The sequence below is a fragment of the Bacteroides ihuae genome (assembly GCF_900104585.1).
Classification (GTDB): domain Bacteria; phylum Bacteroidota; class Bacteroidia; order Bacteroidales; family Bacteroidaceae; genus Bacteroides; species Bacteroides ihuae.
The window spans coordinates 807662-821300 of sequence record NZ_FNVX01000006.1 but is presented as its reverse complement, the minus strand read 5'-3'; the positions used below and the strand labels follow the sequence as shown (position 1 = coordinate 821300).

The 13639-nt window shown below is 39.1% G+C and carries 12 protein-coding genes and 1 tRNA gene; 2 read left to right on the top strand and 11 right to left on the bottom strand.

The annotated features are described in order from the left end of the window. Positions 1–39 precede the first annotated feature (39 nt). Entirely contained in the window at positions 40–621 is a 582-nt protein-coding gene (locus tag BQ5338_RS14060) for a DUF3109 family protein (protein ID WP_071147438.1), read from the top strand. A gap of 218 nt (positions 622–839) precedes the next feature. Here the strand turns inward: BQ5338_RS14060 and gyrB are convergent, their stop codons facing one another. The 3 genes from gyrB to BQ5338_RS14045 form a co-directional block, all read right to left on the bottom strand. Continuing rightward, positions 840–2798, bottom strand: coding sequence for a DNA topoisomerase (ATP-hydrolyzing) subunit B (gyrB, locus tag BQ5338_RS14055; RefSeq protein WP_071147437.1), 1959 nt, complete (start codon positions 2796–2798; stop codon positions 840–842). A gap of 191 nt (positions 2799–2989) precedes the next feature. Continuing rightward, entirely contained in the window at positions 2990–3244 is a 255-nt protein-coding gene (gene rpsT, locus BQ5338_RS14050; protein ID WP_071147436.1) for a 30S ribosomal protein S20, read from the bottom strand. A 42-nt stretch (positions 3245–3286) separates the two neighbouring features. Continuing rightward, a tRNA-Glu gene (locus BQ5338_RS14045) sits at positions 3287–3358 on the bottom strand. A 285-nt stretch (positions 3359–3643) separates the two neighbouring features. Here BQ5338_RS14045 and recO point away from each other — a divergent pair. Further along, complete coding sequence (gene recO, locus BQ5338_RS14040; protein ID WP_071147435.1) at positions 3644–4372, top strand: DNA repair protein RecO; 729 nt, start codon at positions 3644–3646, stop codon at positions 4370–4372. A gap of 98 nt (positions 4373–4470) precedes the next feature. On the opposite strand, the gene BQ5338_RS14035 is transcribed toward recO, so the two are convergent. The 8 genes from BQ5338_RS14035 to murD are packed head-to-tail and all read right to left on the bottom strand — an operon-like array spanning position 4471 to position 13634. Beyond that, the gene (locus BQ5338_RS14035) at positions 4471–4920 is read right to left on the bottom strand and encodes a GatB/YqeY domain-containing protein (protein ID WP_071147434.1); all 450 of its coding nucleotides are present in this window, start codon (positions 4918–4920) and stop codon (positions 4471–4473) included. 29 nt (positions 4921–4949) lie between these two features. Beyond that, complete coding sequence (ftsZ, locus tag BQ5338_RS14030) at positions 4950–6260, bottom strand: cell division protein FtsZ (protein WP_071147433.1); 1311 nt, start codon at positions 6258–6260, stop codon at positions 4950–4952. A gap of 20 nt (positions 6261–6280) precedes the next feature. Further along, entirely contained in the window at positions 6281–7690 is a 1410-nt protein-coding gene (gene ftsA / locus BQ5338_RS14025; RefSeq protein WP_071147895.1) for a cell division protein FtsA, read from the bottom strand. Between the two features lie 43 nt (positions 7691–7733). Further along, the gene (locus tag BQ5338_RS14020; protein ID WP_071147432.1) at positions 7734–8489 is read right to left on the bottom strand and encodes a cell division protein FtsQ/DivIB; all 756 of its coding nucleotides are present in this window, start codon (positions 8487–8489) and stop codon (positions 7734–7736) included. Further along, positions 8486–9862: a UDP-N-acetylmuramate--L-alanine ligase gene (murC, locus tag BQ5338_RS14015; protein ID WP_071147431.1), complete on the bottom strand. Its 1377-nt coding sequence runs from the start codon at positions 9860–9862 to the stop codon at positions 8486–8488. The genes BQ5338_RS14020 and murC overlap by 4 nt, the downstream gene beginning before the upstream one ends. Then, on the bottom strand, positions 9859–10980 hold the full coding sequence (murG, locus tag BQ5338_RS14010) for an undecaprenyldiphospho-muramoylpentapeptide beta-N-acetylglucosaminyltransferase (RefSeq protein ID WP_071147430.1): 1122 nt from the start codon (positions 10978–10980) through the stop codon (positions 9859–9861). Before murG ends, murC begins: the two co-directional genes overlap by 4 nt. 18 nt (positions 10981–10998) lie before the next feature. Further along, positions 10999–12276 carry an FtsW/RodA/SpoVE family cell cycle protein gene (locus BQ5338_RS14005; protein ID WP_071147429.1) on the bottom strand — a complete coding sequence of 426 codons (1278 nt, stop codon included), beginning with the start codon at positions 12274–12276 and terminating at the stop codon, positions 10999–11001. Between the two features lie 26 nt (positions 12277–12302). Next, entirely contained in the window at positions 12303–13634 is a 1332-nt protein-coding gene (murD, locus tag BQ5338_RS14000; protein WP_071147428.1) for a UDP-N-acetylmuramoyl-L-alanine--D-glutamate ligase, read from the bottom strand. Positions 13635–13639 lie beyond the last annotated feature (5 nt).

The window sequence follows — 13639 nt, the reverse complement described above, 5'->3', positions numbered from 1 at the left end:
GACGACAAAAGTCTTCCGCCTTTTTACCCTAAAAGAAATATGATTCAGATAGATGATGTTGTTGTAACACTTGATGTTCTTCGTGAAAAGTTTCTTTGTAACCTTGATGTCTGTAAAGGTGAATGCTGTGTAGAAGGGGATGCTGGTGCTCCACTTGAAAAGGAGGAAGTTGCGGAGCTAGAAAGGGTTCTTCCAGTTATTTGGGATGATCTTTCACCTGAAGCACGCGCGGTTATTGATAAACAAGGTGTGTGTTATAAGGATGAAGATGGTGACTTAGTCACTTCTATAGTCAATGGAAAAGATTGTGTGTTTACCTGCTACGATGAAAAAGGTTGCTGCTATTGTTCTATTGAGAAAGCCTATCGTGCTGGTAAGGTGGATTTTTACAAACCGGTCTCTTGCCATCTTTATCCAATTCGTGTAGGTAATTATGGATCTTTGAAGGCCGTGAATTATCATCGTTGGAGTGTTTGCAAGGCTGCCGTTCTATTGGGAGAAAAGGAGAATGTTCCCATTTATAAATTCTTGAAGGAGCCTCTTATTCGTAAGTTCGGTGAGGCATGGTATAAAGAGTTGGACATTGCTGCTGAAGAGTTGAAAAAGGGTAATGTGATATAATATGCTCAAATAACAGTTCCTTGTTTTTATTTCTTTACGCTATTATAGTGGCTTCCACAAAAATAAGTAAGGGCATTTCTGTTACCAGCAAAAAAGCTTCTTGCTCACCTTGTTCAGTCTGATGTGTAAAAGAATAGATTATCTATATTATAAAAGAATCGCCGTAAGAAAGGATTATCCTTTCTTACGGCGATTCTTTTATAAGTTGTGCCTAATTGTTATGCGTCAATGTTAGCATATGTGGCGTTCTCTTCTATAAATTGGCGGCGAGGTCCAACGTCTTCACCCATCAGCATCGAAAACACATAATCGGCTTCAGCGGCATTTTCTATATTGACTTGCTTTAGCATGCGGTTATCTGGGTCCATTGTTGTTTCCCAAAGTTGCTGTGCGTTCATCTCACCCAAACCTTTATAGCGTTGTGTATGAATAGCCTTTTCTTCTCCTGATCCATAAGCCTCAATGAACTTTTGGCGTTGAGCATCTGTCCAACAATACTCTTCGTTTTTACCCTTCTTGCAAAGATAGAGTGGAGGAGTAGCAATGTACAAGTATCCGTTCTGAATAAGTTGAGGCATATAGCGAAAGAAAAAAGTCATAATCAGTGTGTCGATGTGTGAGCCATCGACGTCGGCATCGGTCATGATGATTATTTTCTTATATCTCAGTTTAATCATGTTGGCTTCTTTACTATCCTCTTCAGTGCCAATAGTAACTCCAAGTGCAGTGTATATGTTGCGTATTTCTTCGCTTTCCAAAGCTTTGTGATACATTGCTTTTTCTACATTCAAAATCTTTCCGCGTAGGGGTAGGATAGCTTGAAATGAACGGTTACGTCCTTGTTTAGCTGTACCACCAGCTGAATCTCCCTCGACAAGGAATAATTCACATCTGTCTGGATCACGATCAGAGCAATCGGCTAGTTTACCGGGTAGTCCACCACCTGACATGGGTGATTTGCGTTGCACCATCTCGCGTGCTTTACGTGCAGCGTGGCGTGCAGTGGCAGCTAGTATAACCTTATCTACAATTAGTTTTGATTCTTTGGGATGTTCTTCCAAGTAATAGTTCAATGCTTCTCCAACGGCCTGATCTACTGCTCCCATTACCTCATTGTTTCCCAACTTGGTTTTTGTTTGCCCTTCAAATTGTGGCTCGGCTACTTTAATTGATATAACGGCTGTTAAACCTTCGCGGAAGTCATCACCGGAAATCTCAATCTTTACTTTGTCGAGCATCTTAGAATCCTCAGCATACTTTTTCAGTGTGCGTGTTAATGCACGACGGAAGCCAGCCAGATGAGTTCCACCTTCTATGGTGTTGATGTTGTTGACGTAAGAGTGAATATTTTCCGAAAAAGAAGTGTTGTACATGATAGCTACCTCAATTGGAATACCTTGTTTTTCTGTATTTAGGTAGATAACATCATTGATTAGGTGTTCGCGAGATGAATCAACAAAGCGAACAAACTCTTTGAGGCCATCTATCGAATGAAATTTTTCATGCTTAAAGCTCCCATCTTCGTTGATAACACGACGATCTGTCAATGTGATGGTGATACCTGCATTTAGGTAAGCTAACTCACGCATGCGAGTAGCCAATATGTCGTATTTATAAATCGTTTCGGTAAATATTGAAGCGTCAGGAAGAAACGTTATTTGTGTTCCGTTATTCTCGGAAGGTCCCATCTCTTTCACGCTATATAGCGGTTTTCCACAAGCATATTCTTGCTTATACATCTTTCCGCTTCTTTCTACCAAAGCTGTCATTTGGATTGATAGCGCATTTACGCAAGATACACCTACACCATGCAAACCTCCGGATACTTTATACGAGCCCTTATCGAATTTTCCGCCAGCGTGTAATACAGTCATTACGACTTCTAATGCGGATCTTTGTTCTTTTTCATGGAAGTCAACCGGAATCCCACGCCCGTTATCTTGAACGCTGATGGAATTATCTTCGTTAATAGTAACTTCAATGTGGTCGCAATAACCGGCTAATGCTTCGTCAATAGAGTTGTCTACGACTTCATATACCAAGTGATGCAATCCTTTTAAGCCTGTGTCACCAATGTACATTGCAGGACGTTTTCTTACAGCTTCAAGTCCTTCAAGTACCTGGATACTATCGGCAGAATATGCGCCGCTATTGGTAGCAATTTGTTCTTCAGTCATAATATATTTTCTAATTGTAATAACAAAGCAAATGTACTGAAAATATATGAACTGGTGAAGAACTAAGAGCGAAAAGATATGGAATAAAATGAAAGCTTGTTATCTTCTAATTTCATTTAGTGTAATGCACAAAAGGTCGAACTAAAAAGTTCGACCTTAATGAATATAAAGGTTGCTAAGAAGTATGCTACTTAAGCTAGCTTGTTGATATAGATAGCCAGTCTAGACTTCAAATTATTAGCTTTGTTTTTGTGAATGATATTCACCTTAGCTAACTTATCTATTGTCTTAATAACAACTGGATACATTGCAACTGCCTCTGCCTTGTCAGTAGTAGAACGAAGTTTTCTAATAGCATTTCTCATGGTTTTGCCATAATATCTATTATGAAGTCTTCTTTTTTCTTCTTGTCTGATTCTCTTGATTGATGATTTATGATTTGCCATCTCGACTAATCTTTTTTTAATTCGTTTATTATCTTAATTTTGTAGCCCATAGGGGAGTCGAACCCCTCTTTCAAGAATGAAAATCTTACGTCCTAACCGATAGACGAATGGGCCATCATGTAAAGCATTTCTGCTTTTGCAATCGGGGTTGTTCCTGATTGCGGATGCAAATGTATGGACTATTTTTGAATTAGCAAAATGTTTGTGAGTGAAAATTTCTAAATATCATTCTATATATTACTATTATGTATTGTTGTTGATTGATTATCAGTAATTTATAAATTTATTTTTTTTCTTCTTATTTGCCTATCTTTTTTTCTCGTAAGGCTTGAGTTGTTGCTTTGCCTCTTTTTTTGTAGCTTTGTTTTCAAATAAGGGGGTACTTTTAAACGAAAAAAGATGTTGCAGAAAACGACTGGGATTGTTCTTCATGTATTGAAATACAGCGATACATCTAATATCATTGAGATGTATACTGAGCAATTGGGAAGATGTTCGTACATCATTTCAGTTTCCCGTGCAAAGAAATCGAACGTGAGAACTGTTTTATTTCAGCCTCTGTCTATTATAGAGTTTGAAGTTGATTATCGTCCTACTGTTAATCTGCATCGTATTAAAGAAGCAAAATTGTATCTTCCTTTCACTTCAATTCCTTATGATCCCTACAAATCGGCTATAGCTCTTTTTTTAGCTGAATTTCTTTATAAAGCTGTCAGAGAAGAGGTTGAGAATCAATCTTTGTTTGCTTATTTACTTCATTCTATCGCTTGGCTTGATGGGCAGGAAGAAGGATATGCTAATTTTCATTTAGTATTCTTGATGCGTCTTTCTCGTTTTTTGGGCATATATCCAAATTTGGAAAGTTATCAGGAGGGTGATTACTTTGACTTGCAGAATGCTTGTTTTGTATCAATGCGTCCCCAACAGCACTCTTTTTTTATTGAACCGCATGATTCTAGCCGCTTGATGCAGTTAATGCGTATGAACTATGAAACTATGCATCTTTTTGGCATGAATAGAGCTGATCGATCCCGTTGCCTTGCTATTATTAATGAGTATTACAGACTTCATTTACCGGATTTTCCGATACTTAAGTCTTTGCTGGTACTTCAAGAGCTGTTTGACTAAATTCTGCTTAAATAAAAAGTCACGCATCATGTCTTTGTAACATGTGCATGACTTTTTTATTTTTTGAGCTCTATGAGCTGCCGGTGAAAGAAAGAAGATTACCCTAGCAGTTCTTTTACCTTTGTTGAGATTGCACGTCCTTCGGCTAGTCCAGCCAGTTTTTTCGAGGCAATCCCCATTACTTTGCCCATATCTTTGGCATCAGTGGCACCAACTTCAGCGATAATCTCTTTCAAAGCTGCTTCCAATTCTTCCGCATTTAGCTGTTTGGGTAGATAGGTCTCGATGATTTTTACCTGGGCAAGCTCTGCATCGGCTAAGTCTTGACGATTTTGCTGAGTATATATTTCTGCTGAGTCTTTACCTTGTTTTACCAGTTTTTGCATGATCTTTAATGCATCAGCATCAGCAAGATTATCATTAGCACCTGGGGCTGTTTTTGCTTCAATAAAGAATTTCTTAATATTTCTCAATGTTTCAAGAGCAACTTTATCTTTTGCTCTCATTGCGTTTTTAATGTCTTCGCTGACTTTTTCAAATAAATCCATGATTATGAAGAGTTATAACTTATGAATAATTAAAATGTAATGACCCCACTATTGTCTATTGCTTCTTCTGTGGTTTTTTGTTCCTCTACAGTAGCCTTTGCTTTAATCTGGTTCAATGTCGTTTTATCGCGAAGGTATGCAGGTGAATTTTCGACAATAGAAACGATATCATCGTTATCAAGGTCTTCAGGAGAAAAGAGATATATATGACGTCGTTTATGGATGTTTTTGCTACCAATGCTGTTAGCACTTTCTCCATAAGCTTTGCGGATGCGTTCTTTATTTTTCTCTTTTTCTTCTTCAAGTTGTAATTGACGTTCTTCTTCTTCTTGACTACGCCTTTCTAAAACGCTGTCCATTCCCGGAACATCTTCTACACCAAATCCGGTAGCTAATACTGTGATTTTTACTTTTTTATCAAGTGCATTGTCCATTGCAACTCCCCAGATTACTTCTACTCCCTCACGGAACTTACTCATGAATTCATGAATTTCATTCATTTCCTCCATCATTAACTCTGAATTCTCGCAAAAAGAGACATTGAGCATTACTTTTTTTGCATTGAAGATATCATTATTGTTGAGTAAAGGAGAGTGTAGCGCATCGTCTATCGCTTTAGTCACTCTGCTATCGCCTTCTCCAAAGCCTGTACTCATTATGGCTACTCCACCATCTTTGAGTATGGTTTTTACATCAGCAAAGTCAAGGTTGACGGTTCCGCGCATTGTAATTATTTCGGCAATACTTTTAGCTGCAATAGAAAGCGTGTCATCAGCTTTTCCAAATGCATTCATAAAAGTTAGGTCGGAGTATATCTCTCGTAAACGTTCATTGTTGATAACCAAAAGTGCATCGACATGTTGCGCAATGCGTTCAACACCATCTAGCGCTTGGATAATTTTTTTTTCGCCTTCGAAAATGAATGGTATAGTAACAATTCCTACGGTTAGGATATCCATTTCTTTGGCTATGCGTGCTATTACGGGTGCAGCTCCTGTTCCGGTTCCACCTCCCATTCCTGCAGTGATGAACACCATCTTGGTACCATCATTAAGTATAGCTTCAAGGTCTTCAATGCTCTCTTCTGCAGCATCCCGAGCACGGTCAGGACGGTTGCCTGCTCCCAAGCCTTGAGTTATTGAGCGACCTAGTTGTAGCTTTATTGGCACTTCTGACTCTGCTAAAGCTTGGTTGTCAGTGTTGCATAGTACGAATGTTACGTCATGTATGCCTTCTTTGTACATGTGGTTAACAGCATTGCCACCACCACCACCAACGCCTATTACCTTTATTATCTTTGGTGAATCGGTTGGAAAATCGAATTGTACTATCTCGTCCATATCTTGCTAACAATTACAAATTATTTCATATCTTCATCAGAGAATATTTCATTAGAAAGCTTGTCGAATGTTCTTGAGATCCAGCTTGGTTTATTCTTCTTTGCTTCGTCCTTTAACCTTTTTTCTTCAATCTTTTTCAGTCTTTCTTCTTCTTCTCTTTTCTTTTTTGCTGCTTTAGCTTCTTCTTCTTGTCTTTTTAGATCTTCGTCTGCTTCAAAGAAATCTCTTGGAATCGCTGTATTACTGAAAGGAGCTATGGGCTCCTGAATCATTTTGTTTTCTTGTAAACAACAGTTTTCTTCTCCGGCAAAGAGTAGAGCAAAGAGAGTATTTTGCGTACCATCCTTTTTAAGCAAATCTCCAGTAGTGTGTACCGCATTCCTGATGAATTTAGCTGTTTTTATTTTATCGATCTTGCTTCTTTTCCGAAGTGCCTCATCCAGGTTTTTCAAGTTTGCTGCACCTCCTGTAATAATAATACCTGCAAGAAGTTTGTCATCATATCCCGACAGTTGAATTTGATTCCAAACATTGGCGATGATTTCTTCTGTTCGGGCTTCAATAATATCATTCAACGTACGTAATTCAATACTTCTACTCTCGTCTTCAGTTTGAATGACTGTCTCTGCGCCTTCTTCAGCTTCGTATAGGGCATTGCCATACTGTATCTTTAGTATCTCGGCATCTTCTTCTTCGAGTTGTAGATAAGTGATGTCATGTGTGATAATGTTCCCTCCCAGTGGAAGTACGGTAAGAAAGCGAAGAATATTATTTTTATAAATGGAGATTGTGGTAGTATCGGCTCCGAAATCAACTAATGCGCAACCAGAACGCTTTTCTCCTTCTGTTAGCACAACATCTGCTGTAACCGAAGGTGCAATAAAGATATCTGCAATTTCAATTTTTGCTTGTTCGAAACAACGTTCCAAGTTCTTTTTAATTGAAGAGCGCGCTATGATATTTAAAAATCGGCCTTCTATATGGTTCGCTGTAACTCCTACAGGGTCTGCTTGCAGGTTATTCCCTATTTTGTATTCCTGGGGAGCAACATCCAAAATATCTAAATCGATTAGCGGAATCGATATGTTTTCGTCACAGATAGAATCAATTAGTTCCTGAGAAATAATTGTCTCCTCTTTCAAGTTTCGGCCTACAACATTTCTAACCGTTCGCAGAGATTGTCCTCCAATTCCTACATAAACCTTTCCTATGGCACTATTTAGTTCACCTTCTAGCGTATTGATGATCGATGTCAGGCTTTGAGCGGTTTTGTCTAAATTGTAAATGACTCCTTTCCTGATGAAAGAAGATGAGTCTTCACTTGCGTAAGCCAAAACCTGTATGCTTCCGTCGCTGCTCTTTTTACCTGCTATTCCTGCTATTTTTGATGAACCAAGTTCGATAGCGGCAATAAAATCTGTTTTTGACACCATTTTTATTTACTATTTTGACGATTTGCTCTTTTAATATCAATCATTGATGTTGCATAATTGTGCTATCTTTTGTGCAAATGATCTGGTTGTTGAATTCCATATTGATGCGAGAATATTTGTTCCAGCCCACTTGATTGAGCGCTTTCTCGTAGAAAATCTTTAAACGAGATAACTTATTTTCAAAATTATCTATTTTTCCGAGATATATAATATGATTGCCTACACGTGGAACCAGCTCAATTTCTTTTCCCTGTAATACATTGATTTGTTCTATTTGGGCATTCCAAAATTTATTCTGCTGCAAAAATACACCAAACTTATGTAAATTCCTCATAGCGAATGACTTTTCTACGTTTCCCGTCACAATAGCAAGATGCGCTATACACTTTGCTTCGGGTGGCATAATTGTTCCTTTATTATCAACATAGTAATTATCGCCATTGTCACTCATTATTCGGAGTACGGGTACCCTTTGTGTTACTTCAATACATATTTTCCCACTAGGTGTTTTGTAGCATTCCGTTTTCTCTATAAGTGGATGTTTGTCCAACTCTTTTTCTAATACTTTGGTACGTACATGCTCCATTTCTTTTCCAACAGGGTAGATTCCTTTCTTTTGAAGAATGCCCGCTATTTCTTGCCTGGTTATGAAGCCGGCATTGACCGTATCTTTTATGATTAATTCCATGTCACTACAAACCATCTTTGATGGCTTCTTGTTGAAAGTCGTTACGGCCACAACGAGGTAAGCCACAACGAGTAACAAAACAAATGACAGAAGAATTCTTTTAATCATCGTTTTTCAAGCATTTGTTCGATGGCTGGGACGTAGTTATCAATATCTCCCGCACCGAGGGTAATCAAAACTTGGATGTCTTTTTTTCTCAAAACATTAACAATATCTTCCTTAGCACACAGACTCTTTTCTATACCAGGCCGTAGATTATCATAAATTAGCTGGCTTGTTATTCCTGGAATAGGCAATTCGCGAGCTGGGTAAATGTCAACAAGAATGACCTCGTCCAGCAGCGAAAGGCTGTCAGCAAACTCTTTATAAAAATCTCTTGTACGAGTATACAAATGAGGTTGAAAGATAGCTGTAATTTTCTTGTCGGTATATAACTCACGAATGGACATTACGCTTTGCCTTATTTCTGACGGGTGATGTGCGTAGTCGCTGAGGAAGACAATCTTATCGTTTTTTATTTTGAAGTCGAATCGTCTATCTACTCCTCGAAAACTAGCCATTCCAGATTTAATTTCTTCTGCACTTACTCCATTCAGATGAGCAAGAGCCATAGCGGCAACGCCGTTTTCTATATTGATACTGACTGGTACTCCTAATTGAACATTATTGATTCGGCAGTCGGGTGTAACAAAATCGATAAATATTTCACCATTTCCGATACGAATGTTTTCCGCATGAAAATCACCTTCATTTTTAGAATACGAATAGACCTTTACTCCATCCTGTACTTTAGGTTTCAAAGAGATATCTTTGCGCATGATGAGGCAACCACCCGGTTGAATTAAAGAAGTGTATTTTTCGAAACTTTCTAGATATGCCTCTTCAGTTCCATAAATATCCAAATGGTCAGGATCTGTAGCTGTAACGACAGACATATAAGGTGATAACCAGTGGAAAGAACGGTCAAATTCATCTGCTTCAATCACTGTGTAAGGGCTTTTTTGCGAAAGCAATAAATTTGTGCCGTAGTTTTTAGAGATGCCTCCCAGAAAAGCGGTGCATTCTACATGTGACTGGTGTAAAAGGTGGGCTACCATGGTCGATGTTGTAGTCTTGCCGTGTGTACCTGCCACACATAATCCTTTGCTTGAGCGGGTGATAGCTCCTAATACTTGTGCTCGTTTCTGTATTTCAAATCCATTTTTACGGAAGTAAGTTAATTCGGTATGTTCTTGAGGGACAGCAGGAGTTAAAACTATTAATGTTGTAGTTTTATCCATACATGCCTCGGGAATTAGCGTCACATCTTCTTCATAGTGTATTTGTGCCCCTTCAGATACAAGTTGTTCGGTCAGTTCACTAGGTGTTCGGTCATAACCGGCTACTAATTTCCCTTTAGAGAGGAAATAGCGCACGAGCGCACTCATGCCAATGCCGCCTGCACCAACAAAATAAACTGATTTAATTGTCTCTATATTCATCGTTTAACTGCTTTAATTGCTAATTGATACACCTCACTGGCTATGATATTAGCCGAATCAGGTAGTGCTAATTTACTGATATTTTTGCTCAACTCGCTGAGTGATTTCTCTTCATTTATTGTACTTAATGCCTTTGTTATTAACTCTTTATTGGCATCAGCATCTTTGACATAGATGGCTGCTGATTTGTTAACTAATGCCATTGCATTCTTCGTTTGATGATCTTCTGCAACATTAGGTGATGGTACCAAGATCACTGGTTTTCCAAGTAAACAAAATTCGGAAATGGACCCGGCGCCAGCCCTTGAGATTACTAAGTCGGCAGCAGCATAAGCACTTGCCATGTCTTTGATAAAGTCGGTTGTGTATAGGTTTTCAATTTTTCCGATGTTTTCTACAGCTTTTTGCGCCTGCTCAAAATAGATCTTTCCTGTTTGCCATATAAACTGTATGCCAGATACTTGGATTTCCTCCAAATGGCCCATTATACATTGGTTAATAGTTCTCGCTCCCAGGCTACCCCCTAAGATGAGGATTGTCTTTTTCTCTGATTGAAAATAGAAAGACTTGAGTGCTTCTTCTCGGGTGACAGTATGGTTTAGTAATGCTTGGCGGACAGGATTTCCTGTCATTATGATTTTATCGATTGGAAAGAACTTCTCCATGCCGTCATAAGCGACACATATTTTGTCTGCTTTCTTAGCCAAGAGTTTGTTAGTAACTCCCGCATACGAATTTTGTTCTTGTATTAATGTGGGAACTCCCATCATACCTGCCATTTTTAGTGTTGGTCCACTGGCATAGCCACCTACACCTACAGCTACGTCAGGTTTAAAACTCTTGATGATGTTGCGAGCTTTCCATTGACTTTTGAGCAGCTTCACTAGTACAGAAAAATTTCTTAATAGATTCTTTCTATCGAACCCTGCTACAGGAAGACCTATTATTTCATATCCTGCATCGGGAACACGTTGCATTTCCATTCTTCCTTCAGCACCAACGAAAAGGATTTTAGCTCTGGGGTGTTGCTCCTTTATGGCGTTGGCTATAGAAACAGCAGGAAAGATATGCCCGCCTGTACCACCACCACTAATGATGACTCTTATTTCTTTTTCCATTTTTCTATCTTTACCTGTTTATTCTTCAAATTCAGTATCGCTGTTAAGTAGCTCAGATGTAGGCTCTGCAGCTTCTTCGCTTGGACTTATCACTTCCATCTGAATTTTATCATTCTTTTCTTTTTCTTCTTCCAAGCGTGCTGTATATCTACTTACGCTAAGTATCATGCCTATATAGGCACAATTGATGAGTGTGCTGGTACCCCCTTTGCTAATGAGCGGGAGAGGTTGCCCTGTAACAGGGAAAAGCCCTACAGCTACCATCATGTTTAAGATGGCTTGCGATACAAGCATAAGGGCAATGGCCATCACCAAAAATGCAGGGAATGTCCGTTCACATTTTTTTGCTATGCGTCCCGCTCGTATCAACAGCCAGATGTAGAGCAATGCAACAAAGGCTCCTCCTACCAATCCTAACTCTTCGATGATAATGGCAAAAATGAAGTCAGAGAATGCCTGACTTAGAAAGTCTCGTTGTACAGAGTTTCCAGGTGCTTTACCGATAAAATTGCTTGTTGCTATGGCAATGTGTGCATGGGCTATTTGTCCGTCTTTGTCTATGTCAAATTTTGCTGCGGGTACTTCCTCTTTATCTGTGAAATTAGTGATTCGACTTTTCCATGTACTTAAGCGGTGTAAGAAAGGAATCTTACTATTTTCGGGAGCAATGAGGACGACTGCTGCCAGCAATCCTCCGGCTAGTGCCAAAGTTCCAAATAACATCAATAATTTTTTCATTGCTACGCGACCGATAAACATCATCAAAACCACTACTCCAAAAAGTAGCATGGCTGTAGACAAGTTTTCCGGAGCTATCAGTAGACAGATTAACCCTGTGATGATCATGATGTATTTAAACGCTTTTGGGTTGGCTCCTTCATCGTCTTGTTTTTTTGACAGTATGAATGATACGGCAATGATTACTGCCATCTTAGCTAGTTCGGAGGGTTGGAACTGCACCCCAAAAAAGGTCATCCAGCGAGCTGCTCCATTTACACGATCGCCGGTAATAACTCCCATTAGCGTGACAAAAGCAAGTAAGCATAATGATAGGGGTAGCAGGAATATAGGAAATACCTGAAACCACTTATATGGAATATTATGCATAAAAACGACCACAACCACTCCAACCATCAATATTACTGAGTGCTGTGTAATAGGACCCCAATGATCACCACTTTTGTAGGTAAGTGTACTTGCAGCACTAAACACCTCGATGATGGAAATAAGGCAAAGGCATAGGAATATAATCCATATAACCTTGTCTCCTTTAAATATGTTTTTTACTAAATCCATTCATTAGTTAGTTACGAATCACTTGCTTACAAATCACAGACATACTTCTTGAACTGATCTCCTCTGTCTTCATAGCTTTTGAACAAATCGAAGCTGGCACAACATGGAGATAATAATACCGTTTCACCTTTCTTAGCCATTTGATAGGAGGCATCTACCGCATCTTTCATGCTTTGCACATCAGAGACAGGCAATCCCAGATGGTCAAAGAAATCGTGTAGCTTCTCATTGTGTAGTCCCAAATAGACTAGTCCACTGCATTTTTCTTTTACTAAGTCTTCAATCTCTGTATAATCGTTGCCTTTGTCTTTTCCTCCGATAATCAGAATCGCTTTAGTAGTCATGCTTTGTAGGGCATACCAGCATGAGTTAACGTTTGTGGCTTTCGAATCGTTAATAAAATCAATTCCTCTTACACGGGCCACTTTCTCTAATCGATGTTCCACTCCCTTAAAATCAGACAGTGCTTTGCGAATATGCTCTTTGGTGATGCCAGCCAAATTTGCCGAGATACCTGCTGCCAAAGAATTATATAGATTATGTGTGCCTGTCAGAGCAAGCTTTTCTTGCTCCATATTGAAAGCTATCGGTTCATTGATAATCACCTCATTATCATCTACGTAGGCTATGGCATCATTCTCTTTCATGGCAGAGAAAGGGTATAGATGAGCGTGAATGCCGTGTTTGTCCAGTTGGCATTTGATGATGGGGTCATCATTCCAAAAAATAAAGGCATCTTCGGGCGTTTGATTTTGTGCAATTCTAAATTTAGCGTCAATATAGTTCTGCATGTTATGGTCATAGCGATCCAGATGGTCGGGCGTGATATTCATCAGTACCGCTATGTCAGCTTTAAAGTTGTACATATTGTCCAACTGAAAGCTACTCAACTCAATGATGTAATAATCGTGCTTTTCTGTAGCCACCTGCAGAGCTAAACTCTTTCCTATATTTCCGGCCAATCCTACATTAACTCCCGCACTTTTAAAGATGTGATAAATTAGGCTGGTCGTTGTTGTTTTACCATTACTTCCCGTAATACAAATCATTTTGGCATTTGTATATCGACCGGCAAACTCTATTTCAGAGATAATAGGCGTTCCTTTGGCTTTAAGTTTCAGAATAATAGGAGCGTCGTTGGGGATACCGGGGCTCTTGATTATCTCATCTGCACTCAGAATAAGCTCTTCCGTATGTTGCCCTTCTTCCCAAGCAATATTCTGATTGTCGAGGAGTTCTTTATAGTGGCTTTTAATTAGAGACATATCCGACACAAATGTATCAAACCCTTTTGATTTGGCTAGTACAGCAGCACCTGCGCCGCTTTCACCAGCTCCTAATATTACGATTCTTTTCATATCAG